Raw genomic sequence first — 22,429 nt, 5'->3', positions numbered from 1 at the left:
TTGGGCGACGCGGCGCCTATCTGCTTTGTCGCTGCGGTCCTTTTGATGAATACGGGTGTCAATCTGGCCGGTGCGGAAGGAAATGCGCCTGAACCGGAGGGATACCGGACAGAGATGTACCGGGCTCCCGTTCCTGCGACGCTGAAGGGAGCGAAAGTGGTAACGACGGATGAGGCCATCGCTCTGTGGAAAGACAAGGAAACCGTTTTCATTGATGTGCTGCCGCACGATTCTAAACCGGCAAACCTTCCGGCCGGAACCATATGGCGAGACAAGGTGCGGGAGGACATTCCCGGGAGCATCTGGCTTGCAAACACAGGCTACGGAATTTTGAACAAGGAGACGGAATCCTATTTCCGCAAGGGACTGGAATCGCGGCTCGGGCATGAGAAGAATCGAAGGGTGTTGTTCTATTGTATGGAGAATTGCTGGATGTCGTGGAATGCCGCCAAAAGAGCGGTCGAATGGGGATATCGTTCCGTCTTCTGGTACCCGCTCGGCACGGACGGCTGGATCGCGGCGGGGCAAGCCACACAAAAAAATGAACCCTACTAATTTAGATCCTGCGCCATGATGGCGTATGGTGGCGGAGAAAGATCACTGCGGTGATCTTTGGATAGAAGGAGGCTAGCATGAAGAAAATTTGGACAAAGCCGACCATGTGTCAGGTTGCTGCTGGTATGGAACTGACGCGTTACATGCCTGCTGAACTGAAGACGAAGAAGTAATCTCCAGTCTTCGCCCTGCGTGAGCCAATCACGCGGGGCGGATTCCGGCCTGTTGGGGTATTGCGCGCAATGCGATTGAAAATAATCGGCTCGGCGGCTGGCGGCGGGTTTCCCCAATGGAATTGCAATTATCAATTGAGCCGCCGCGCATGGAACGGCGATGAAAGCGTGCGTTCCCGCACGCAATCCAGCCTTGCCGTCAGCTCGAATGGAACGGACTGGGTTCTCTTCAATGCGTCGCCTGATATTCGCCAGCAGATCGCGGCAACACCGGAACTTCGGCCACAGGAGAACGGGCGCTTGCGCTCGACGCCGATACGCGCGGTGGTTCTGACCAATGCCGACGTCGATCACATTGCCGGACTGCTCAGCTTGCGTGAGCGCGAGCCGTTCGTGATTTATGCGACGCGTCGTGTGCTTGATGTGCTTGAGGCCAATTCCATCTTCAACGTGCTTGATCGGGCGCTTGTTGACCGGCGTGAGCTGAAGATCGGCGGAAAAACCGATATTCTTGATGTCGCGAAAACTCCGACGGGAATTACCGTTGAAGCTTTTCCCGTCCCAGGCAAGGTGGCGCTGTTTCTTGAGGATCACAGCAAGGCAGGTGAAGGTTTCGGTACACAGGAGGGCGATACGATCGGCCTTCGCATTTCCTCGACCGATGGCGAACAGGCAGCATTCTATGTCCCGGGTTGTGCCCGCATCGATGCGGCACTCAAGTCGAGATTGCAGCGGGCCGATTGCCTGCTCTTTGATGGCACTCTGTACACCGACGACGAAATGGTTGCGGCGGGCGTCGGATCAAAGACCGGCGCACGGATGGGGCATGTCGCCATTTCAGGCGAAAACGGGTCATTGGCTGCGCTGGCAGAACTTGGCATCAGCAACAGGATTTACGTTCACATCAACAACACCAATCCCGTCCTTGACACCGCATCGGCCGCGCACGCCGCGGCTGTCGATGCAGGCTGGAAAATAGCATTCGATGGCATGGAGGTCAGACTTTGAGCGAATTTGGCGATGCGGCACGTGGTGGATTATCTCCGGCCCAGCTTGAAAACGTTCTGCGTGACGTGGGTGCTGCGCGCTACCACAACCGGCATCCGTTCCATCACCAGATGACCAGCGGTGCTCTGAACAAGGGTCAGATGCAGGCCTGGGCTCTCAACCGCTATTCCTACCAATCGGTCATTCCGCGCAAGGATGCCGCCATCATCATGCGGTCGGACGATCCCGCGTTCCGCGCCGAATGGCGCAAACGGATTGAAGACCATGATGGCGGTGACGGCTGGAGCGGCGGTATTGCCCGCTGGTTGAAGCTCGCAGCGGGTCTCGGACTTGATGCCGATATGGTCAAAAGCGAGAAATTCGTATTGCCGGGCACACGCTTTGCCGTCGGTGCCTATCTGTCCTACTGCACGAACCGGACAATGCTAGAAGCCGTCGCGTCGTCGTTGACGGAACTGTTCTCGCCCATCATCATCGGCGAGCGCGTTCCGGCGATGCTGGCGAAATATGACTATATCACCGCGGACATTCTCGCCTATTTCGACAAGCGTCCGGCGCTTGCCTCGCGCGATTCCGATTTTGCACTCGCCTATGTAATGAAACAAGCCGACAATGCCGAGAAGCAGCAATCGGTGATCAATGCGCTTGTCTTCAAATGTGATGTCCTCTGGGCGATGCTGGACGCGTTGGCGCATGCTTATGGCGAGAAGGGCAATATACCGCCCGGTGCCTTTGTTCCGGAGGCAGCATGAACGCGGCCGTTCGCTCCCGTGCTATCGTGTCGATGCAGTCACGGCCTGTTTTGAAGCGTCATGTGCGGCTGCAATATGATGGTGTGCGCGAAGCTTGGGCGCTGCTGTCGCCGGAAAAAATATTCTGGCCGAACGAAGTCAGTCTCGACATTTTGCAGCTGTGCGATGGCCGCCACAATGTGGCACAGATGATTGCGCTTCTTGCCGATCAGTACACCGCGGAGCAGGAAGAAATCGCGCCTGATATCAGCGCCTTCCTGCAGGAGTGGTCCGACAAGTTCCTGGTGTCGTTATGATGAGCCCTGTGCTGCCGCCGATTGGCATGCTGGCGGAGCTGACCCACCGCTGTCCCTTGCAATGTGCCTACTGCTCCAACCCGGTTGAATTGCTCAAAGCAAACCGCGAGATGGATACGGCCGGCTGGTTTGCTCTGTTCGAACAGGCAGCGGATCTCGGGGTTCTCCAGGTGCATCTATCCGGCGGCGAACCGACGCTGCGCACCGATCTCGCCGAACTCGTCGCCGGTCTGGCCAAACGCGGTGTTTACACCAATCTGATCACGGCCGGGGTCGGAATTGCCGAGGGGCGTATCGAGGCTCTCGCTGATGCCGGGCTCGATCATATCCAGCTGAGTTTTCAGGGCGCCTTTGCTGCAACGACCGAGAAGATCGGCAACGCTCGCGGTGCGCACGAAAAGAAGCTCGAAACGGCCCGTCGCGTTCGTGCTGCCGGTCTTCCACTGACCATCAATGCCCCGATACACCGCCATAATATGGAAGAGGTGCCGGATTTCATTGATCTGGCGCTTGAACTTGGCGCGGAGCGGCTGGAGATTGCCAATGTGCAATATGCGGGCTGGGCACTCGTCAATCGCAAGGTGCTGATGCCTGAGCGGGAAGCTGTCGAACGGCAGGTGCAGATCGTCGAGGAAGCACAGGAGCGGCTTCGCGGTATCATGACGATTGACTTCGTCACACCCGATTATTTCGCCGTGTATCCCAAGCCATGCATGGGGGGATGGGCGCGGGATGCCTTCATGGTTGCACCGGATGGAACCGTATTGCCGTGCCACGCGGCCGCATCGATCAAATCACTGCATTTCGAACGCTTCGGCGCGTGGAGCCTCAGTCGCATCTGGCATGAATCCCCGGCGTTCAATGCGTTTCGCGGGACAGACTGGATGCAGGAGCCGTGCCGCAGCTGCGAACGGCAGGAAATAGATTGGGGCGGATGCCGCTGTCAGGCCATGGCGATCGCGGGGGATGCCGCGGCGACTGACCCGGCCTGCATCAAATCACCGTTGCACGCGCGGATGGCCGCGCTGATCGATGAAGCCGTGACAGCAAAATCCCCGGACGCGACACCGGATGGCTTCATCTATCGCCGTATTGGCAAGACTGCCGGGCTCATTGCCTGAAGGCTATTGCTTGAGCATGGATTGGCCGATGGTCTTGGACAGGCTATAAAGCCTCTGTTCGATAATGGTCGGCACCTCACAAACATAGGTTAAGGACTGCACGCGTTCTTGGAATATTCGTGTTTCCCAGGTCAATCGCTCATTGGCCCGGTCCAGATCATCCGGGTCCGTATCAGCTTTGCCGCGCATGGCATCGACCCTGGCCGCTTCCTTGCGCAGATCATCCGCCATTTCGCGCTGTTTGCCGGCATAGCGTGAAATGCCGGAGATGACCTGTATTCGCTCGCGGTTCAGGGTGTCGAACAGCCCCTGGAACAGCAGCAACATCTTGTCATTCACCTGGTCTCTCGGCAGGCCGTTGGCAAATTCGACGATTCTGGTCCGGGCCGTATCGAGCGGATTGCGGCGCGCCGCCAAATCATCGACCAGAGCATGGATTGCGGCATCGTTGTCCCAGCCCTTCGCGGAGTCGGGAATATCCGGACCATTCCAAACCTGACCAACAGACAATTCGGGCACCTTGCGTTGCACGCAGGGCCAGGTCGGATCATTCTGCGCCGCGCCAAAAGACCCTCCGGCCGAAGCGGTGCAGATGAGAAGACTGGTTGCGATAATGCGACACTGTCTCAATTGTTTCCTCCCTCTTGTTTCTTGATGACGAGGCCCCTCGAGGGATCATAGGCGATGATGGCGCCGGCAATGAACACGAGCGTGAATCCGCAGACGACGGCAAGAGATATCCATTCGATCTTCCCATAGAAGGCGAACCGCACCAGTTCGACGGCATAGGTAAAGGGATTGAGCAGGCATATCTTGTAAAGTAGTGGACTGGCCTCCTGCACGCGCCAGAGCGGATAGAGCGCGGAGGAGGCGAAATACATCGGAAAGATCACGAAGTTCATGATCCCCGCAAAGTTTTCCAACTGTTTGATCATGGATGAGAGCAGCATGCCGAGCGCACCCAGCATCATACCTGCGATGAAGAGTGCCGGCAGCGTCAGGATGTAGCCGGACGCTGGCGCCTTGACGCCCCAGAACCAGGCAATGAACAGGAACGCATAGACTTGCACAATCGAGACGGCGACACCGGCGAGCAGCTTGGACATGAGCAGGAACCAGCGGGGAAATGGGCTGACCAGCAGGGTGCGCATATTGCCCATCTCCCTGTCATAGACCATGGACAGCGAGGACTGCATCCCGCTGAACAGCAGGATCATCCCGCATAAGCCGGGCGTGATATAGACCTCATAAAGTACGTAGGTTTGATAGGGCGGGATGATTGAGACGCCGAGAACCTGGCGGAAGCCTGCTGCAAAAATGAACAGCCAGAGCAGAGGCCGGACAAGCGATGAAATGAAGCGCTCGCGCTGATGCAGATAGCGAAGTCCTTCCCGCACGAGAATACCTTTGAGGCACACCAGATATTGCATGGGGCCAAAGCGGTTGTGTCCAATGCTCCTGATGGAAATGTTGCCGGGGATATCGGTCATAGACGACCTCCGGCGTTCAAAGAGATGATACCGGTAAGGCGTGAGAACGCCTCGTTCATGGTGTCCGCGCCAGTATCCTTGATGACATCGTGCGTCGTGCCATTGGCGACCAGCTTACCCTGATTGAGAACAACGATCTGATCGGCGTGACTGACCTCGTCGATCAGATGGGTGGCCCACAAGACGCTGATACCCTTTTCCGCTACCAGCCTGCGAATATCGGCAAGGATCGTCGCCCGCGATTTGATATCAAGTCCGACGGTTGCCTCATCGAGCAGCAACAGGGACGGCTGATGCAACAAGGCGCGAATGATTTCAACACGTCTGATCTGGCCGCCGGAAAGACTGCGGGCTTTTTCATGCAACCGGTCGCTCATGTCGATTGATTGCATCAGCTCATGAATACGCCGATCGGTTTCGCGCGACCCGATCCCGTGCAGAGAAGCGTGATAGGCCAGATTCTGATGGATCGTCAGATCGAGATCGAGTGTGCGAGCCTGAAAGACGATTCCAAGACGCCGCAATGCTTCGCCGGATCTGCGATCGATGTCGTTGCCGAAGACGCGGATGCGGCCATTGCGGGTGGCAAACAGATGGCTGATCAGGGAAAACAACGTTGTCTTGCCTGCGCCATTCAAACCCAGGAGCACGGCAAAACGACCGGGTGCAATAGAGAATGAGATATTGTCCAGCGCCTGTCGCCTGCCATAGGAATAACTTACCGAGGCAAGTTCCAGCGCCGGTACACTCGTATCCGTAGCCGGCTTGTCATGAATAGTCTTCAACTCAACATCCGGACTCATCAAGCTCCACCCCTTGGTTACCCACTGCAGTTGCCGCGCTTGCCGATGTTAGCGCTTATTTGATGGTAATTGTCCCCTTCATTCCTTTGTCAGCTAGATCGGGCACCGACCAGGTGTATTTGCCTGGACGCACTGTCGTGAATTGAACACTCATTGTACCGGGGGAGTCGAATTCAAGCCAGGCGGGAGCGCCGTTCATATGCACTTCGAGGTTATTGATGACGATTTGATTCATCCAGACATTGCGAAAGAGGTCGGTGGCGAATTTGTACTCGAGGCCCGCGGCCGACGTAATCTTCCAGCGATAGCCTTGTCCGGCCACCAGCTCAAAATCCTTTTGGTTGACCGTGAATTCACTGTCTTTGGAGCCAAGGATGAGTTCCGGCAGGTTCTTGCTGGAGCGGGTGACCGCAGGTGTCTTGGCTTCTGTCGCGGCCTTTGGCTCAGGTGCTGTTTTGTCGTCGTCGTCATCTGCCTGAGCCAAGGCAAAGGACGGGGCAAGCACTATCCCAAGAAATCCGGCCAGTGCAAATCGTCTGAAAGTCGACATATGGTTCCTCCTTTTGGTCGATGATTTTGTCTAGTTCGGCGCAACCGCAACACCCCACGGCAATTGGCCTACGGTGACCGATTTGATCGGCTCATCCGTCGCGGTGTCGATGAATGTGATATCGTTGGACAGGCCGTTGGTGCTTATGATGGTTTTGCCGTCCGGCATGAAAGCAAGCTGCCAGACCCGCTGCCCCACCAGGACATATTTTTCCACCTCGTAAGTCTCGGCATTGATGACGGCAACCCGGTTGGCGGGGCCAAGCGCCACGTAGGCTTTCTTGCCGTCTGCGCTGATACGTATACCGACCGGTTGGATTTGTTCTGAGCGCAATCCCTGAATGTCGAAGGTAATCTTGTGCTTTACAGCGCGTGTCTTGTTGTCAATGACAGAGACGGTGCCGCCAATCTCTGCCGATACCCACACTTCCGAACCGTCTGGCTTGAATTGCGCGTAACGCGGGCGTGAATCGACAAGCACGTTATCCGTGATCTCGTGCGTGGAAGTATCGATGAAATGCGCCATGTTGGTCGTTTCCGACGTATTGACGATGGTCTTGCCGTCGGGACTCACGCCCATGCCCTCCGGTTCCACCCCAACGGGGATTTCCGCAACAACCGCCCGTGTTTCTACATTGATGACGGTGACGAGATTATCGTTCTCATTGGCCACATAGAGCGTCTTGCCATCGGGGGACAGGATGAAGAGTTCGGGATCCGGACCGGAAGGCAACGTGCCTACAATCTTGCCTGTGCTCGTATCAATCATTTGCACGGTGTCATCGTCACTGGCACAGACATAGACTATTTTCCCGTCTGGCGAGATCGTGATGCCGCGCGGGCGTTGCCCGACGTCGATGGTCTTCACCACTTCCATTGATGTGGAATCGACGACGGTAATCGAATTGCCCTTCTCGTTGGAAACATAAACCATATTCGCCCAGCCGGGTTGCGCAAGAAACGGCAGCGCTGCGGCCGCAGCAAGTAGGCACATGTGATGTCGCATCCAGTCCTCCCATAGGTTTATCGTTTATTTGAGCCTGCACTTGGTTTCCGGCCTGTCGACACCCAGCGTATCCAGCTCCGAGAACTGGTGCAGGAAGCCCGCTTGCGGTGACGTCGAAACGACGCCGTGTCCGTCACCGATCAGGATCGGCTGCCGCAATTGCCAGTTCCAATTGCGGAATGTGAGCTTCTGGCCTTTGAAAGCCGCGATGGAGAATTCATCGGATTTGATGTAATCCTCGACCTGTTTGGTCTCGGCGCTTTTCGTGCGTGTTATTGCTTCCCCCAGAATGCGCGCAGCCGTCCATGCCTGCATGTCTTTCGACAACATGCGCCGTCCGGTCATCTTGGCGAAACGGCTCTGGATCTGAACGCCGCCCCATTGTTCGCTTGCCGGATGCCAGCTAGAGGCCACGAGGCCAGCGGTTCCCGCCACTGGCCTTGGCGTCCATGTCCTGTAAGGAACATAGCTGCCGAAGACTTCGCTTTCATCGGCAACGATGACGACGTCATGCTCGGGCAGGTTTTGTGTGAAAACCGGCATCTGTTGCTGCACAAGGACGACGCCACTGTCGGTTCTTCGTGCCGTACCCCGGTCTTCGTACAGGCGTTCCTCAACGATTGTTGCACCGAAGCGGCTCGCGGCGCGCCGGATGGCGTCAGCATAGAGCTTGTCATTCTCGTGCGAGCCATAAAGCAGCACCCATTTGCGCCATTGCTTCCAGACAAGATATTGCGCCAGCCCGTCTGCAAGCATGCTGCGTGTCGGTGCAGTGTGGAAGACATTTGGGCGGCACTCCTCCTCGCGCAAAATGTCATCGGTCGCGCCAATGTTGAAAAGCAGCACGCCGGCATCCTTTGCGATATCCGCTATGGACAACAATTGCTTGGCGGAAACATCCGCAAGGACGAAGCGATCGCCGCGCGCAACCATCTCCTTGAAAGCCGGAATCACATCGGCGTTGAATTTTGTTTCCGTGACATCGAGCGTGAATTGCTGGCCGAGAAATTTGCCTGTCGTGTTGTTGTCGCTAATCGCGACATTCGCACCGGCAACACCTTCGTCGCGCGGCGGTATATCCAGAACCGAGAGGGCCAATTGCGGTTCGTAGGCGCGAAGATAGCCAATGCGTGCGTCCACACCCGGCTTTGCTGACTGATTTGCTGCCGGCTGCTGCGCCGATAACTCAGACACGTTGACGAACAGCAAAAAAAAGCCGAATAAAAACGTGAGAGTAATTGGCACCGTACTCTTCATGACCAAACCATTCATACTGCCGCCATTCAAGTAATGGCGGTGGGTTAAGAACAGAGGTGCCCATAGTGTTTTTAAACAACCCCACCACAATCTCAACCCTTCGAGTCAGCTTTTCTTGCATGCGAGGCAAAGTTTCTCGGTTTCATGCGGGAGCAAGCCGATGACAAAAATGTTGGCCAGTGTGCAGAACCGTCAGGAAGCCGAAATCGTCTTTCAAAGCGGTGCGGATATCATCGATATGAAAGATCCGGCCAACGGCGCACTTGGCGCGGTTGACCTGAGCAAGGTCCTGGAAGTGAAGGACTTTATATCGGGCAGGCGGCCCATCAGTGCAGCGTGCGGCGATCTTCCGATGCATCCGGAAACGATCGGGCGGACGGTGAAAGAGTTTGCAGCAGCAGGTCTGGACTATATCAAGATAGGTTTGTTTCCGTCCGGGCAGTTTGAGGCCTGCGTGACGGCGCTGCAGCCTCTTGCCTTACACAATAAATTGATTGCCGTCGTCTTTGCCGACAATTGGAGCGGTTACAGTCAAAACTTGTTTGAAATCTTGGCAGGTGGCGGATTTCATGGCGTGATGATCGACACCGCCGACAAATCCAAGGGCCGCTTGCTCAATCATCTGTCTCCAGACCAGATCGGCAAATTCGTCAGGAATGGCCAGTCGAACGGATTGATGGTCGGCGTCGCGGGATCACTCGAAGCACCGGATATCTCGCGGCTGCTAACCTACGATCCGGATTTTATGGGGTTTCGCGGGGCGCTCTGCACTGACCTTGACCGCAAGGCATCCGTTGATGCGCTGGCGACCGTGAAGATACGTGGTCTGATCCCCGAAGTGCTCGAGCAGGGAATGCCTGCCAGCGTCGACTACAAACTGCTTGCTGCGCGGGGGTATTTTCCTGAACCGGAAGAGGCGGGGCTCGGCACGGACAAGATTTTCGTTCGTGATTTTGTTTTGCCTGTGCATATCGGTGCCTATCGTTTCGAGCATGGGAAATCACAGAAGGTACGGTTCGACGTGACGGCCGAGGTTTTGCGGGTCACGCGCAATCCCGAGGATATGCGGCACGTGGTTTCCTACGATCTCATCATGGACGGAATTCGTGCCATTGTTGCCGAGGGCCACGTTGAGCTTGCCGAGACATTGGCGGAACAGGTGGCCGCACTGGTGCTTAGAAATCCACGGGTGACGCGGGTCTTTGTCCGCGCGGAAAAACTCGAAATTGGACCTGGCGGTGTCGGTGTCGAGATCGAGCGTACGCGCGAAGCGAAAAATTCAGCCAAGCTGCGGTTTGCGCAGGTGCATGGGGGACGGAAGTCCTCATGAGGCTGCTTGTCGTGAAGCTTGGAGGAAGCACGGCGGGCCATGTGGAAATGCGGCGCTGGATCGAGGCGCTGGCAAGCGCCACGTTTCCGCTGGTGATTGTTCCGGGGGGCGGGCCTTTTGCCGATCAGGTGCGGGTCTCGCAAAAGCGTCTTGGCTATTCGGACGAAGCAGCACATGCGATGGCAATCCTGGCGATGGATCAGTTTGGCATTGCTGTTGCTGAGCGTCATGAACGTTTCCAAACGGCACGGTCCATCGTGGAAATCGCTGACGCACTTGAAGCGGGGCTCATACCCGTCTGGCTGCCATCTGCGATGACAGCCGGAGCACCGGACATTCCCATGTCATGGGATATCACTTCGGATAGTTTGAGCGCGTGGCTTGCCGGACAATTGCAAGCTGACGCACTGCTGCTCATCAAGCAGACCGATGAACACCAGTACTATTCATCGGTAGAAGATGTTGCCGCTGCGGGCATCGTCGACAGTATGCTTCGGGATATGCTTGGAGACGGCATGACCCTTCATATTGCCGGGCCGGCGATGTTGGATGCATTGGATTTACCCTTGGCAGGCTTTCCCGGACGCGTGATGATGCGCAACAGTTATTTCGAAGCAACGGGTGAGCAATGACACGACTGCATACGCCGCGATGGGCTTGGGCGCTGACCGGCTCCGGCCATTTCTTCGTGGAGAGTTTCGAGCTCATAAGAACACTCGAACATTGTGACGTGTTCGTCTCCAAGGCCGCCAATGAAGTCCTGCGCATGTATAAGGTGAAGCTCGATTTTCCCGAGACGACACGGGTTTTGCATGACAAGACCGCAAGTTCCGTGCCGGTTGGCGGCTTCTACAACGGGGTTTATCATACTGCGGTTGTTGCCCCGGCGACGTCGAATACCGTTGCCAAATGCGTCGCCGGCATTTCGGATTCCCTTCCGACCAATGTTTATGCGCAAGCCGGCAAATGCCGGGTGCCGTCCATTGTCTTTGCCTGTGATACGGCACCTGAGCTCGAGACGATGGCACCCGGCGGCATGGTCAAGGTCTATCCCAGGCCGATCGATCTTGAAAACACGGCACGTCTCAAGACCTATGAGCGGACCGAGGTCGTCGAGTCTCTGGCAGAGTTGAAGGCAGCCATCGCGCGCCGTGCCAAAGAGGTCGCTTGATATGGCGGAGCATCTTCTGTTCCTGACCGGGCATTTGGCCCGTTCACGGCTGGAGCGCATCCTTGCCGGCCTCAATGACGTGGCGTTCACCTATGAAATCGTCGACATCGGCGTGAAGGTTGCGGCGCTTATGAGCGAGGAGATTATCGCGCGTCGGTTGAAATTGCCGGTAACCGCCGACCGTGTCATTCTGCCCGGGCGATATCGCGGTGATCTTGATCGTCTGGGCCAGCGCTTTGGCGTTCCCTTCGTCCGGGGCCCCGATGAGGTTGCCGATCTGCCTGTTTTTCTCGGGCGGGTGGGCAAGCCCGTTGATCTCTCCAGGCACAATATGCGTATCTTTGCAGAAATCGTCGATGCGTCGGCATTGTCGCTGGAGGCATTGACGCAGCGCGCTTTGAAACTTGCCGCGGCCGGTGCCGATGTCATCGATCTTGGCTGCCTGCCTGAAACGCCGTTTCCGCATCTTGCCGATGCCATTCGCCGTTTAAAGGCGCAAGGCCTCTTCGTCAGCGTGGATTCCGCCAACCCCGGGGAACTTGAAACCGGCGCCGCGGCCGGTGCGGATTATCTACTAAGTCTGACTGAGGAGACCGTTGATCTGGCGGTAAGATATGGCGTTACCCCAATCCTCATTCCTTCGATTGCCGGCGATCTCGATTCGCTTGGCCGTGCGATTCACAAGGCACAGACAGCCGAGATTTCTTTCATCGCTGATCCGGTTCTCGATCCCATCCATTTCGGTTTTACCGCTTCGCTTGGCCGATTCATGGAGGCACGCCGCCGCTGGCCGGATATCCCGATGATGATGGGTACGGGCAATCTGACCGAGCTCACCGATGCGGATTCCTCCGGTGTAACGGCGCTGCTCTCGGGTATCTGCTCGGAACTGTCGATAGACAATGTTCTGGTCGTCAATGTCAGCGCCCACACCGTTCGCACGGTCGAGGAGCATGACCACGCCCGCCGCATGATGTTTGCAGCCAAACAGGATCATGCCCTGCCGCGTGGCTATGACGCGGGTCTGTTGCAGGTTCACGATCGCAAACCCTATCCGAACAGCGTTGAGGATATCACCGCGCTGGCCGGTGATGTGCGGGATGCCAATTTCCGCATTATGACCGCGCCGGATGGCATCCATGTTTTCAACGCCAGTGGTCACGCGACTGCGCAGGATGCATTTGAACTTTTTCCGCGTCTCGACGTTGAATCGGATGGCGCTCATGCATTTTATCTGGGTGCGGAACTGACCAAGGCTGAAATAGCCTGGAAACTGGGCAAGCGTTACGCGCAGGACGAACCACTTTCCTGGGGAGCGGGTGTGCCGGAAGAGCAGGCGGACCGTCTCAGGTTAAAGGAAGCGGGCCACACGTTGCGAGCGAAGAAGGATAGGGTGACTTGACCTATATCAGGGAAACCATCGTCACCACGGTCGATGCCGCCGGTATTGTTCACATTGCACCGCTTGGTATCATCGAGCAGGATCATGGTTGGATCATCGCTCCGTTTCGTCCTTCGAAGACGCTGGAGAACCTGGCGGCCGTCCCCTTCGCCATTGCCAACTATACCGACGATATGCTGGTGTTTGCCGGTTGCCTGACGGGACGCAAGGACTGGCCGACCGTTGCCGTCGCGAATTGTCCGGTTCCGCGTCTCCAATCCGCGCTGAGCCATTCCGTGCTCGAGGTGGTGTCTGTCGACGATGACGGGCTGCGACCGCGCCATTTCTGCAAAGTGGTTTCCGAGGCGACGCACGCCCCTTTTACCGGGCTCAACCGTGCCAAGGCTGCGGTGCTCGAACTGGCTATTCTGGTCAGCCGGCTGCACATGCTGCCGCAAGAAAAGATCGAGGCGGAAATCGCCTATCTTACGATTGCAATTGACAAGACCGCTGGACCGGATGAGCTGCTGGCCTGGTCATGGCTGCTGCAGCGGGTAAAAGAGCATCAGGAGACGGCCGATTCCAAAGGCAAGAGCGCGGCCCATCCTTCCGGCACAGCCTAGCTTATCCCTGCAGGTACATTGAAGCGAGCAGCGCGACCGCCGCCGCTGGCGCAGCCTTGCTGGCGTCGTCGCGGGCACCTGGCGCTGCCGGTATCAACGTTCCGAAATCGATATAGGGCCGGTCCATGCGCTTGGCGAGCTGCCTGATCTGCGGTCTGCCAATACCGGCACCGACAATCGGCGCATCGGCAGCCCGCGCAAGATCGCGTGCGACGCGAAATGCGCCATCATGGATCATTCGCAACTGGTGCTCGCTGAACCACCGGGCAATATCGATCCAATCCGCCTCTTTAAGGTCACTGCTATCGCGTCCGACCATGCGCGCCAGTCTCTGGATCGATCCGGCGAGTGTTTTCGGCTGGCGGTCGGCGGATGGATATTTATCATCAGCTTCATCCAGCGTGCCGAGAATGCGGCCGAGATCGGCGGTGTTGGCGAAATATTCGTTCATGAGCGGGGTCATATGCCCCCCTACCGGGACGAGCGCCGCTATGCCGATCAGCGCCGAGCGGGCGAACCCCGTATAGACCAGTTCACCCGTCAACAGTCGCTCCGCATCGGAATAGCCGCGATGGATCAGGTCGCCGTTCATGAAGGCAAGAATATCCGTCGTTGTTGACCCCATGTCGACAAAAAGACCGGTATCGGCCAGCTTTGCACTCAATGATGCCGTTGCGTGCCAATTGGCCGAGGCGATATCGCTCCCCAGGCTGCGGGCGGCGGCAATGTCGCAGAAACCTCCGCGACCCGCATAGATGAGCGTATTCTCGTTGCCGAATTTTTCTTCGATGAAATCGAGGAGGCCGGCAACTCCCGCATCGCGGGACGTGAATGTATCCGAGAGTTCGCCGGTCATCGTGAATACATTGAAAGTGCCGTCTGCCTGCAAAGGCCCCAGTTCACGCAGAGCCTCATGCACCTGATCGACACCAAGCCAAAGCGGTGTCTTGAAGATTTTTGCCGAGACAATCTCGCCATTTCGGCATTGTGCCATCTTGAGATGGGCACCGCCCACATCCCAACCTGTGATCAAGGGCTTTCCTTTGCTGGCAAATCGGGATTTCATGGCTGTATCATTCCTTGGATTCTGCTCGTGCATATCATTCCGGTACTCGACATAAAAGATGGTCTCGTTGTCCGTGCTCACATGGGCAATCGCGCGGCCTATCGGCCCATCGAAACACCACTCAGCCCAACGGCCGATATCCTCGATGTCGCGCAAGGCCTACGCCAGCTCTACCCCTTTCCTGCATTTTATGTCGCTGAACTGGATGCGATACAGCAAGGTCTTGCCGCCGGTGCGCTGGAGCGTCTGAAACCATTGATTGCCGTGGCTGATGTCTGGCTGGATGCCGGCTTCGCAAGCCTGCGCCAATTGGAAGACGTCTTGACGATGGACGGTGTCTGGCCGGTATTGGGTTCGGAGTCCCAGGCCGATACCGCTGTGCTTGGGCATTTGAGCGGAAATCCGCGACTGGTTCTCTCCCTGGATTTTCGCGGGGATGAGTTTCTTGGACCTTCCGCGCTTTTCGAGAATGCGGATCTTTGGCCTTCCCGGGTTATCGTGATGACGCTTCGCCGCGTTGGCAGCAATACGGGGCCGGATTTCGAACGATTGACCGAGATCAAGCGCCGCGCCGGTGATCGCGCCGTCATTGCCGCCGGGGGCATTCGACATGCCGCTGATCTTGAGCAACTGGAAGCGCTTGGCATTTCAGCAGCACTTGTGGCGACCTCTCTGCACAACGGCTCCCTTTCCCGGGAGGGGATCTCATCGCTGATGAACGGGAACGATTCCAGGACGGGGTGAACAAGGGGAATGATTGCTCTTCCCCTTGTCCGGGTTCAGAAGCCCAAACTTTTTGCCAACCTGCGCAACAGGCCATCCGGTGCGACAGAGGGCATACTCTGTGCGAGGTTGTCTCTTGTCTAAGCGCTGAAGGGGTGTTTCACGGAATCGCGCTGCGCGGTTGCTTCGGCGGCAGTCGGCTTGCCCGTTACTGCGCGCTCAAGAGCTTCTTTGGTTGCACGATAATTGAAGTCCTGAATCTTGGCGTCGTCTTCAGCCTCCCAATGGATGAAAACACCGACGCAGATAAACAGATCGTCTGCTTCATCTGCTGGAATCGTACCGTCTGCAACGCTGTCCTGGACCGCTTTAGCCACCGCATGCTGTGCCGGGCCAAACATCTGGACCGCCTGCTTGGCTCCCTTGATGGTAACCTTGTTGAACAGAATGGTGTTTGGCTTGCACGCCAAATTCGGCGCGATGACTGCAAGCAGGGACGTGAAGCCATCCTTGTTGTTCGTCAATGCATTGCAGAATGCTGTTTCAACGGCACTGCCGCGCGGTCCGATCAGAAGATCGATATGCGCAACTTCATTCCCATCGCCTACAAGCGACTCGCCAACCATAACTTTATTGATTTTAGCCACAGCCAAATTCCTCCCTAAACTGTTTCCAAGTGGTTTGTCCAAAGACGCCGTACCTCGAGACACGACTCTCGATGGACAGCTATCCTTGTTCACAGCACCCTCAGAACGGGGTCGGTTGGCCAGATAGCAGCGGACAAAATCCGCTAGAGAAATTCAAGCATTTACCTCGCCATTATGCAAGAGCCAGATAAGTCTGGATGCAAAAAGGGTCGCAACTGTAAGATCAGCCGAGGTGCCTGGATTGATATCTCGAGCTTTAAGTTGAGCATCGAAAGCAAGGAGCAGTTTTTCTCGTTCACGGCCGTCATGCATCTCCATCACGCGCGCAAGGATTTTCTCTGCGGCCTGTCGCGCTTCTTCGGCAATTGGCATGCCGTGTTTGCGGATGATATGGCTATCGGGAAAATTCGAGAGAAAATACAGATAAACCAATACGCTCGGCCACATCGCAGGTTCATTCCGCTCGATGGCTGCGCCATGAGCTGACAAACCGCCGGTGAAGATGTCGGAAAAGTTCGTCGCATATTGCCGGGCAATCATGTCCCGCTCGGATGCGGCGCGCATGGCTTCCAGAAGCGGCACATCCGGTTCATTGGCAACATCATGTTCCGGCGCCGATCCGAGGCCGCCTGGCTGCGCCAATGTGATCGCCGCGAATACGTCGCGCGCATCCTTCATATCGAGTTGGGCGAGTGTCGCGGCGAGGCTGAGCTGCAGGTCTGATGTCTCAACGGCAGCAGCCCGCGCAAGCGGGGCGCACAGGAGAAGAATGCCCAGATTGGTATTGGTCTGAACCTTCAGCCGCGTCGCGGCAACGGCCACAAGAATACGCTGGCCGACAGAGTTGGCGGGATCGCTCAGCGGGCCGGATGAGACCTGCGCGCTGTCGAAAAACTGCTGCGCATTCATGCGATGGCCATCCGCGAAGACATGCACGTTGCCTGGTTTCAGTGCCTCGATCTCCTGATAGCAGGCGTCGATATAGGCGCGGCGGATGTGTTCGCGTGTCAGGCTCACGCTGCTGGCCTCTCACCGATGTCAGGTTCAATCCGGGTGACAAGTGCGCCGGCAATACAGTCTGCAATGCGGACCGGCACGACCGATTGAAGCCCGGACCAGGCCGGCATGCTGTTGACTTCGAGAACAAGAAGTTTGCCATCAGCTGCAGGGATGATGTCGATCCCGGCAAAATCCGTGCCGATGGCGGCCGACGCGGCGAGCGCAAGTTCTTCCAGCTTGCTCCTCAACGGGCCAATGACTGGCTCCGCCTTCGCGCCCTTGGCAATATTGGTGATCCATCCTTCGGCCCGGCGTGCCATCATACCCAGCACTTCGCCCGCGCAGGTGAAGACCCGGTAATCACAGTAAGGTGGCCCTGGCCGCGCCACGAAACGCTGCAAATAATAAACATCATCCATTTCCTCCGGCTGCGGCAGGTCCTCAATGCTACGGATCAGCCGGATCCCCCGGCCTTGCGAACCGAAAAGCGGTTTGAGCACCAGAGGTCCATGCGTGAGTTCCCGCTCCGCAATGATCTTGGCATTGGCCAGACTTTCAACAGCAAAAGTTTCCGGTGTCGGCAACCCTGCCTGTGCCAGGAAGAATGTCGTCGTGGACTTGTCGACGCACCGCTCGATCGCCTTGGCAGAATTCCAAACGGGAACGCCAAGATGAGCAAGGGCGTGCAGGATCCCCAGACGGCGCGTGATCGCCTCGAATGTCCCTGATGAAATCGACCGTACGATGACGGCAGCGGGTAAGGCGCCGTTCATGCGCGGGACGGCAATGCCGGAGGGGTACCGGGTATCAAAACCGATATCTGCCAGCGGCAATGTCTGGACATTGAATCCATGCGATCGCAGTGCGGTGCGCAGTTGTTTCACCTGACCGTCGGGCCGGTCGGAAAGGATCAGTATTGTTTCTGTCATTGTGTCCGTCAGTCCAGGGATTGTTTGAGCATTGCTTCATGGATTCCACCGCTGCGGAAAGTATCGCCGGTTTCAATCGCGGTAACAATGACCTCGGCGGGGCTGAACAGATGCGGATCGATCGCGTAGAAATCGCCTTTGAATTTCTTGAATATGTCGGCGAAAGGCTGGCCGTGGTCGCGTGATGTATGGCTGGGAAGCTGTTCCGCGAGTGTGCGTGCGGCTTTTGAGGTGCCGCGCACGAAAAGCTGGACGGTGCCGCCATAGATGATCGCGTCGTTGGTTCTGCCCATCGCCTTCAGAAAGTCCGGATGCGGAGCAGGGATGGGCGCGCGGCCCGCGCCGTCCACGATGTCACCCAGCGGAAATTTCAGATCGTGTGCCTTGTGCATTGCGACTTCAAGAACACGCCCGACAATCTGTACCGCACCCGTCAGACTTTGCGTCGGTGCATAGATGAATGTCAGGTTCTCAGGTGCAAATCCTGTTGCCTTGGACACTTTCTCAACAATGGCCACAGGCGGCGGCGTCGTTGTTTCAAGGACGATGACCGACGATTTTGCCTCAGGTTCACGATAGGCAATTTCATCAAAGAGTGGCTCGACCCGCGCCAGTGTCCGGGCTGGCCCCGATCCCATGGCGAAGTATTTCTCATGCGAGAGGTTCCAGCCGGCATACTGGCTGGCAAGGCAGGCCAAAACCGGTTGTGAAGATCTGACATTCACGCTGTAGGGCCATTTGCCTGTATCGAGTGTTGCCGAAACCACGCCAAGGCCGCCCATGCAGATTTCGACAATCCGCAGTCCGGCTTCGACGCCGCCCGGACAACTTGCCCCTGCGTCAATCACATGTTCGCCAAGGTTGCCACGACTGTGATTGATGCCAAGCCGTCCCGCTTGCTCGATCATCTTATCTGCCAGATGTTGAGCGCTTCTGTTGAGATAGGCGTGACCGTCTCTCATGAAAACTCCTCCCTCCAATTAACCGCGAGTTGTTTGACGCGGCCCTTCACGGCTTTCATCGCTGCGGAGGCAGAGGGAGCCGTGGCGAAAACGGTACAAACAGGATCACCGGCTTGAAGGGAGGTGCCTGCTGTTTGGTGGTCTGCGGTGAGCGTCGGCCAAACAACATCCGGAAATGCGCTGATGGCTTTTGCGGTATAGGCGATTGCCGAGGCCGCCGAGATTTTGTAGCTGGGTATCGAGAAATCCGATCCGGTGACCGCATGCAAATGCTGGCGCAGAAGAGGCGTTTCTTCCGTATCGAAAATATCGAGCGTGGCACCTGGTCGTGGATTGATTTCGATAAGATGCAGACCCTCTGCGCCAACGATGAAATCGGCGCTGCATAATCCGGTCAAACCGGTCCGTCGGCTCAAAGCCGTCAGCCAATCGCCTATCTGCTGTGCTCTGCGCGGGTTGTAGCGGAGTAGCCGGACCGCGCCTCCATAGCGAAAGGGGCTGTTTTCCGACGGAGAAAACCATTGCCGGCTCAGGCCAATCATTTGCGCCTTGTCCCCATTGGCGAGAAACAGGGCAGACAGATTCCTGCCTTGGACAAACCGCTGAAAATAGTATTCTTGTCCCGATGTTCCGCGATGCGCGGGCCTCACATGTGAACCGCCTGCACCACCGGTCAACTTACTCAGCCAATCCCGAGGATTGTCGGGAGTGTCGAAACATATATCGGGATGCGGTATGGCAAACTCGGTGCACAGCTGCGACAGAGAGATGGGGTCCTTGACGAGACGAACCGTCCTGGCGCTGTTTCCTGCAACGGCAAAGTGTTGTGAAATCGCCTCTATCATCTGCGGATCGCGCTCGAAACCGGAGCCGTAGATCACGGCCACCGGGTCCTCATCGCCAGCCAGTTTCTGCAGCGTTTCAACAAGATGTTTTCGGTCGATACCATTCTGCAGGCTCCCCGAAAGTTTCACGGCGCGTTCCGCCAATGCCAGCGTGTCCGCATCGTTGAAGAGGTCGGCAACCAACGGCCGCAAGCCCGCCCGCCGCGCCGCCGCGGCAAGCGAGCGTCCAGAGACAGCGGCTATCAGAACCGCATTATTTGGCGAGTTCGCGAGCAAGGGCAAATGCGTCCCGAAAATCAAAGATAACCGGCTTCTTCGCCTTGATCATCTGTTCGAACAAACCGGCTTGAGTCTTGTATTTGACATTGCCGATGGAAAGCGGGCCAATGCCGACAGCTTCTGTCGCATCAAGCGGATCGGCATTGGCGTTGACCTTCAGTCCCTCGATACCAGCTGGCGGAACGGCGTTGACGTCGGCAGCGATCAGAAGCTTGCCGGCCTTGCCGAGTTGTGCGGCCGATATCACCTGCACACCCGCTTTTGCGGCGGCCAGCACGACCTCTGCGGTTCGCAGGACCTCCATCTTTTTCGCTTCTGTTGACCCGTCGGCTGGTTCAACAGTCAGATTGAACCTTTGCTTGATCGAAGCGGCGATCGCCTTCACCCGCTCAATGCCGTCATGGCCGATGACCGTCACGTTTGCCCCCTGTTGGGCTGTAATCACCGCGGTGCAATAGCCGACCACGCCTGTCGCGCCGAAGACTGCCACGCTGGTTCCTTCCAGCTTGCGGCCGTGAATTTTGGCGAGAGCCTTTTCGACTTTGGCCACCATGGCGGCGGCGGTCGTGAATGATCCCGCCGGGTCGGCAAACACCGAGATTTCGAAGGGCGGAACCATGGCATTCCTTGCTGCATCCAGCATGTCGAGCGCTGCGGGCGCGTCCTTGCCAGCAAGGAAAATGCCCGTGGCCACACCCGCATCCGGTGGCCGCGAGAATATGGCGTCTTGAACAAGATTTCCGACATCCGAAAGAGTGACGTCGGTGTAGGGAACAACGGCGTCATAACCTGCGTCGAGCGCCATGTTGACGTCGAAAGGGCTCATTTGCCGAAGCGGGGTTAGCATATGCAGGATCGTTTTGCGGCTCACGGTATCCGCTCCTTCTTGATGACGGCGCCCATGGTACAAGCTCTCGCAAGATTCAGAGCGGCATGCGTGATATCGGCCCCGGCATTTCTTCCTGCGACGATTTGAATGGCCGTGCCATGCGGGTTGCTGTGGATGGTATTGACGATCCGCTCGGCTTCCGCCTGTGACGCGGCGAAGGCGAAGCCCGTCGGTCCCCATGAACTCTGGCCAATACCGACTGCGCCAGCCTCTGCAAGCTGCGTGATGGTGGTTTCAACGTGTTTGCTGGTAAAAATTCCACCCTGTGCGGGTGCAAAATAATTGCCGATCTCGGTCTGGATGCCGGCGATCGCCCGGCCAAACAAGGCAAGGTTCCGTTCGATCAGGCCGGGCATGGCGCTCATCAGCACAAGACGGCTGATCGCTGCCGATGTCGCCACCGGGAACGGAGGTAACGCCTTGAAAGCTTCGACCTCTGCATTGCCGTGAATGCCTTGGGTTGACGTGTCAAAGACAAGAATGATTCGCCATTCCTCGGGAAATGCAATCCGCGAGATAATGGTGGGTGCAGCGCCGTGGGTGGCTTTGCCGGCATCGATAATGACACCCCCCGCGTCGAAAGCAGCTATGCCGATGCCGGACCGCGTCCCGCGTCCCAGCAGATGGGCATCGTTCACGATATCAAGCGGTATCGCATGCAGGGTGCGCAGCGCCGCTGCAACGGCAAGGGCAATCTGGGTGCCAGAGCCAAGGCCGATATGTCGGGGAATGGTTCGATGCACGACAACCTTGTGGTGCGCCGTGATCCCAAGCTGACGGGAAAGGGTTGCAACGTGTTGCGCAACGCGTTCCCGCTCGTCTCCTTCGATATGGGCTTTTGCCGCGCGGGAGATCGTCAGAACGGTCGAAATGTCCTGAATGGGTAAGCCAATACTGCCGAACCGGTCCTGACCAGGTTCGGGTACGTTGCGTGGTATATCAAGGAAGCCAAGGTGAAGACGGGCCGGGACTTCGATCGTGACGGATTCCGACATTTGCTTAATTTACACAATCTCAGAAATCGGGCCCTGCAGTATGATATCGTCTTTCGGGCGAGGCGCAAGCACCATGAGCAAAGAAGTGGAGGATTGGTCAAATGGTTGAAGAAGCGAAAGGGACGAGGCCCGCTGAAAAGGTGTATTCAGAACCTGAAATTATTGCGAGACTCGAGAAAGATCTGCCGCACTGGCGCTATGAGAACGGTTGGATTCGCCGGAAATACAAGACGCATGGCTGGAAATCGACCCTGATGGTCATCAATACCATCGGTCATCTGGCGGAGGCGGCCTGGCATCATCCGGATCTTAAGGCATCGTATGCCTGGGTGGAGGTGCTGTTGATGAACCATGCTGCCAAAGGCGTTACCGACAAGGACTTCGATCTTGCAGCGAAGATTGAAAGCGTTGTCCAGTGGCAGCCGGGCCAGGAGGCGGGATCGCTTGAAGGGACGCCGCAAACTGACCAGCGCTTTGCCTATATCAAGTACGACAATTGATCCCGTAAACTTTTGCATCTCCATAGGGTTCACATTCGAAAAAAAATAGCTAAGCTCAGGTTGGCACCAGAAAGTTGCGG

27 protein-coding genes are annotated in these 22,429 nt (G+C 57.0%); 13 read left to right on the top strand and 14 right to left on the bottom strand.

Annotation, left to right across the window (positions count from 1 at the left end; genetic code table 11):
• The 6 genes from ACZ25R_RS05465 (at position 1) to pqqE (ending at position 3,905) form a co-directional block, all read left to right on the top strand.
• Positions 1-555, top strand: coding sequence for a PQQ-dependent catabolism-associated CXXCW motif protein (locus tag ACZ25R_RS05465; protein WP_472460329.1), 555 nt, complete (start codon positions 1-3; stop codon positions 553-555).
• Positions 556-632: 77 nt separating this feature from the next.
• Positions 633-728, top strand: coding sequence for a pyrroloquinoline quinone precursor peptide PqqA (locus tag ACZ25R_RS05460; RefSeq protein WP_223614361.1), 96 nt, complete (start codon positions 633-635; stop codon positions 726-728).
• 69 nt (positions 729-797) lie between these two features.
• Positions 798-1,736 carry a pyrroloquinoline quinone biosynthesis protein PqqB gene (gene pqqB, locus ACZ25R_RS05455; RefSeq protein ID WP_472460328.1) on the top strand — a complete coding sequence of 313 codons (939 nt, stop codon included), beginning with the start codon at positions 798-800 and terminating at the stop codon, positions 1,734-1,736.
• Entirely contained in the window at positions 1,733-2,488 is a 756-nt protein-coding gene (gene pqqC / locus ACZ25R_RS05450; protein WP_472460327.1) for a pyrroloquinoline-quinone synthase PqqC, read from the top strand. Before pqqB ends, pqqC begins: the two co-directional genes overlap by 4 nt.
• Complete coding sequence (gene pqqD / locus ACZ25R_RS05445) at positions 2,485-2,784, top strand: pyrroloquinoline quinone biosynthesis peptide chaperone PqqD (protein WP_472460326.1); 300 nt, start codon at positions 2,485-2,487, stop codon at positions 2,782-2,784. The genes pqqC and pqqD overlap by 4 nt, the downstream gene beginning before the upstream one ends.
• The gene (gene pqqE, locus ACZ25R_RS05440; protein WP_472460325.1) at positions 2,781-3,905 is read left to right on the top strand and encodes a pyrroloquinoline quinone biosynthesis protein PqqE; all 1,125 of its coding nucleotides are present in this window, start codon (positions 2,781-2,783) and stop codon (positions 3,903-3,905) included. Before pqqD ends, pqqE begins: the two co-directional genes overlap by 4 nt.
• Before the next feature lie 3 nt (positions 3,906-3,908).
• On the opposite strand, the gene ACZ25R_RS05435 is transcribed toward pqqE, so the two are convergent.
• The 6 genes from ACZ25R_RS05435 to ACZ25R_RS05410 form a co-directional block, all read right to left on the bottom strand.
• Complete coding sequence (locus ACZ25R_RS05435; protein ID WP_464663726.1) at positions 3,909-4,535, bottom strand: hypothetical protein; 627 nt, start codon at positions 4,533-4,535, stop codon at positions 3,909-3,911.
• Complete coding sequence (locus tag ACZ25R_RS05430; protein ID WP_223614585.1) at positions 4,532-5,335, bottom strand: ABC transporter permease; 804 nt, start codon at positions 5,333-5,335, stop codon at positions 4,532-4,534. Before ACZ25R_RS05430 ends, ACZ25R_RS05435 begins: the two co-directional genes overlap by 4 nt.
• Positions 5,336-5,391: 56 nt before the next feature.
• Positions 5,392-6,180, bottom strand: coding sequence for an ATP-binding cassette domain-containing protein (locus tag ACZ25R_RS05425; protein WP_472460324.1), 789 nt, complete (start codon positions 6,178-6,180; stop codon positions 5,392-5,394).
• A gap of 73 nt (positions 6,181-6,253) precedes the next feature.
• On the bottom strand, positions 6,254-6,748 hold the full coding sequence (locus tag ACZ25R_RS05420; RefSeq protein WP_472460323.1) for a cupredoxin domain-containing protein: 495 nt from the start codon (positions 6,746-6,748) through the stop codon (positions 6,254-6,256).
• Between the two features lie 30 nt (positions 6,749-6,778).
• A complete protein-coding gene (locus ACZ25R_RS05415; RefSeq protein WP_464663730.1) occupies positions 6,779-7,741 on the bottom strand; it encodes a YVTN family beta-propeller repeat protein in 963 nt (320 codons plus the stop codon).
• Between the two features lie 36 nt (positions 7,742-7,777).
• Positions 7,778-9,010: an ABC transporter substrate-binding protein gene (locus ACZ25R_RS05410; protein ID WP_464663732.1), complete on the bottom strand. Its 1,233-nt coding sequence runs from the start codon at positions 9,008-9,010 to the stop codon at positions 7,778-7,780.
• A 160-nt stretch (positions 9,011-9,170) separates the two neighbouring features.
• Between ACZ25R_RS05410 and ACZ25R_RS05405 the strand changes: the two genes are divergently transcribed.
• Genes ACZ25R_RS05405 through ACZ25R_RS05385 form a run of 5 tightly spaced genes read left to right on the top strand, consistent with a single transcriptional unit; the run spans position 9,171 to position 13,515 of the window.
• Complete coding sequence (locus ACZ25R_RS05405; RefSeq protein ID WP_472460322.1) at positions 9,171-10,340, top strand: (5-formylfuran-3-yl)methyl phosphate synthase; 1,170 nt, start codon at positions 9,171-9,173, stop codon at positions 10,338-10,340.
• Positions 10,337-10,972 (top strand): dihydroneopterin aldolase, encoded by a 636-nt coding sequence (locus tag ACZ25R_RS05400; protein WP_472460321.1) that lies wholly within the window; start codon positions 10,337-10,339, stop codon positions 10,970-10,972. The genes ACZ25R_RS05405 and ACZ25R_RS05400 overlap by 4 nt, the downstream gene beginning before the upstream one ends.
• Positions 10,969-11,511, top strand: coding sequence for a flavoprotein (locus ACZ25R_RS05395; RefSeq protein ID WP_223614345.1), 543 nt, complete (start codon positions 10,969-10,971; stop codon positions 11,509-11,511). The genes ACZ25R_RS05400 and ACZ25R_RS05395 overlap by 4 nt, the downstream gene beginning before the upstream one ends.
• Before the next feature lies 1 nt (position 11,512).
• Positions 11,513-12,913 (top strand): DUF6513 domain-containing protein, encoded by a 1,401-nt coding sequence (locus tag ACZ25R_RS05390; RefSeq protein WP_472460320.1) that lies wholly within the window; start codon positions 11,513-11,515, stop codon positions 12,911-12,913.
• Positions 12,910-13,515, top strand: coding sequence for a DUF447 domain-containing protein (locus ACZ25R_RS05385; protein WP_472460319.1), 606 nt, complete (start codon positions 12,910-12,912; stop codon positions 13,513-13,515). Before ACZ25R_RS05390 ends, ACZ25R_RS05385 begins: the two co-directional genes overlap by 4 nt.
• 1 nt (position 13,516) lies before the next feature.
• Here the strand turns inward: ACZ25R_RS05385 and ACZ25R_RS05380 are convergent, their stop codons facing one another.
• Complete coding sequence (locus tag ACZ25R_RS05380; RefSeq protein WP_472460318.1) at positions 13,517-14,509, bottom strand: hydantoinase/oxoprolinase family protein; 993 nt, start codon at positions 14,507-14,509, stop codon at positions 13,517-13,519.
• Here ACZ25R_RS05380 and ACZ25R_RS05375 point away from each other — a divergent pair.
• A complete protein-coding gene (locus tag ACZ25R_RS05375; protein ID WP_472460317.1) occupies positions 14,429-15,325 on the top strand; it encodes a HisA/HisF-related TIM barrel protein in 897 nt (298 codons plus the stop codon). The genes ACZ25R_RS05380 and ACZ25R_RS05375 overlap by 81 nt on opposite strands.
• A gap of 119 nt (positions 15,326-15,444) precedes the next feature.
• On the opposite strand, the gene fae is transcribed toward ACZ25R_RS05375, so the two are convergent.
• The 7 genes from fae to ACZ25R_RS05340 form a co-directional block, all read right to left on the bottom strand.
• Positions 15,445-15,951, bottom strand: a complete 507-nt coding sequence (fae, locus tag ACZ25R_RS05370; protein ID WP_105734854.1) for a formaldehyde-activating enzyme — start codon at positions 15,949-15,951, stop codon at positions 15,445-15,447.
• Positions 15,952-16,104: 153 nt separating this feature from the next.
• Positions 16,105-16,968 (bottom strand): triphosphoribosyl-dephospho-CoA synthase, encoded by an 864-nt coding sequence (locus ACZ25R_RS05365; protein ID WP_472460316.1) that lies wholly within the window; start codon positions 16,966-16,968, stop codon positions 16,105-16,107.
• Positions 16,965-17,879 carry an ATP-grasp domain-containing protein gene (locus tag ACZ25R_RS05360; RefSeq protein ID WP_464663745.1) on the bottom strand — a complete coding sequence of 305 codons (915 nt, stop codon included), beginning with the start codon at positions 17,877-17,879 and terminating at the stop codon, positions 16,965-16,967. Before ACZ25R_RS05360 ends, ACZ25R_RS05365 begins: the two co-directional genes overlap by 4 nt.
• Before the next feature lie 8 nt (positions 17,880-17,887).
• A complete protein-coding gene (gene mch, locus ACZ25R_RS05355) occupies positions 17,888-18,841 on the bottom strand; it encodes a methenyltetrahydromethanopterin cyclohydrolase (RefSeq protein ID WP_472460315.1) in 954 nt (317 codons plus the stop codon).
• The gene (locus ACZ25R_RS05350) at positions 18,838-19,986 is read right to left on the bottom strand and encodes an ATP-grasp domain-containing protein (RefSeq protein ID WP_472460314.1); all 1,149 of its coding nucleotides are present in this window, start codon (positions 19,984-19,986) and stop codon (positions 18,838-18,840) included. The genes mch and ACZ25R_RS05350 overlap by 4 nt, the downstream gene beginning before the upstream one ends.
• Entirely contained in the window at positions 19,940-20,836 is an 897-nt protein-coding gene (locus tag ACZ25R_RS05345) for an NAD(P)-dependent methylenetetrahydromethanopterin dehydrogenase (protein WP_288191463.1), read from the bottom strand. The genes ACZ25R_RS05350 and ACZ25R_RS05345 overlap by 47 nt, the downstream gene beginning before the upstream one ends.
• Positions 20,833-21,849 carry a beta-ribofuranosylaminobenzene 5'-phosphate synthase family protein gene (locus ACZ25R_RS05340; RefSeq protein WP_472460313.1) on the bottom strand — a complete coding sequence of 339 codons (1,017 nt, stop codon included), beginning with the start codon at positions 21,847-21,849 and terminating at the stop codon, positions 20,833-20,835. The genes ACZ25R_RS05345 and ACZ25R_RS05340 overlap by 4 nt, the downstream gene beginning before the upstream one ends.
• Positions 21,850-21,950: 101 nt before the next feature.
• Here ACZ25R_RS05340 and ACZ25R_RS05335 point away from each other — a divergent pair, with 101 nt between their 5' ends.
• The gene (locus tag ACZ25R_RS05335; RefSeq protein ID WP_464663753.1) at positions 21,951-22,349 is read left to right on the top strand and encodes a 4a-hydroxytetrahydrobiopterin dehydratase; all 399 of its coding nucleotides are present in this window, start codon (positions 21,951-21,953) and stop codon (positions 22,347-22,349) included.
• The last annotated feature ends 80 nt before the right edge of the window (positions 22,350-22,429 follow it).

The sequence above is a fragment of the Phyllobacterium sp. RCAM01083 genome (assembly GCF_055685835.1).
This window is presented reverse-complemented; position numbering and strand designations above follow the sequence as displayed.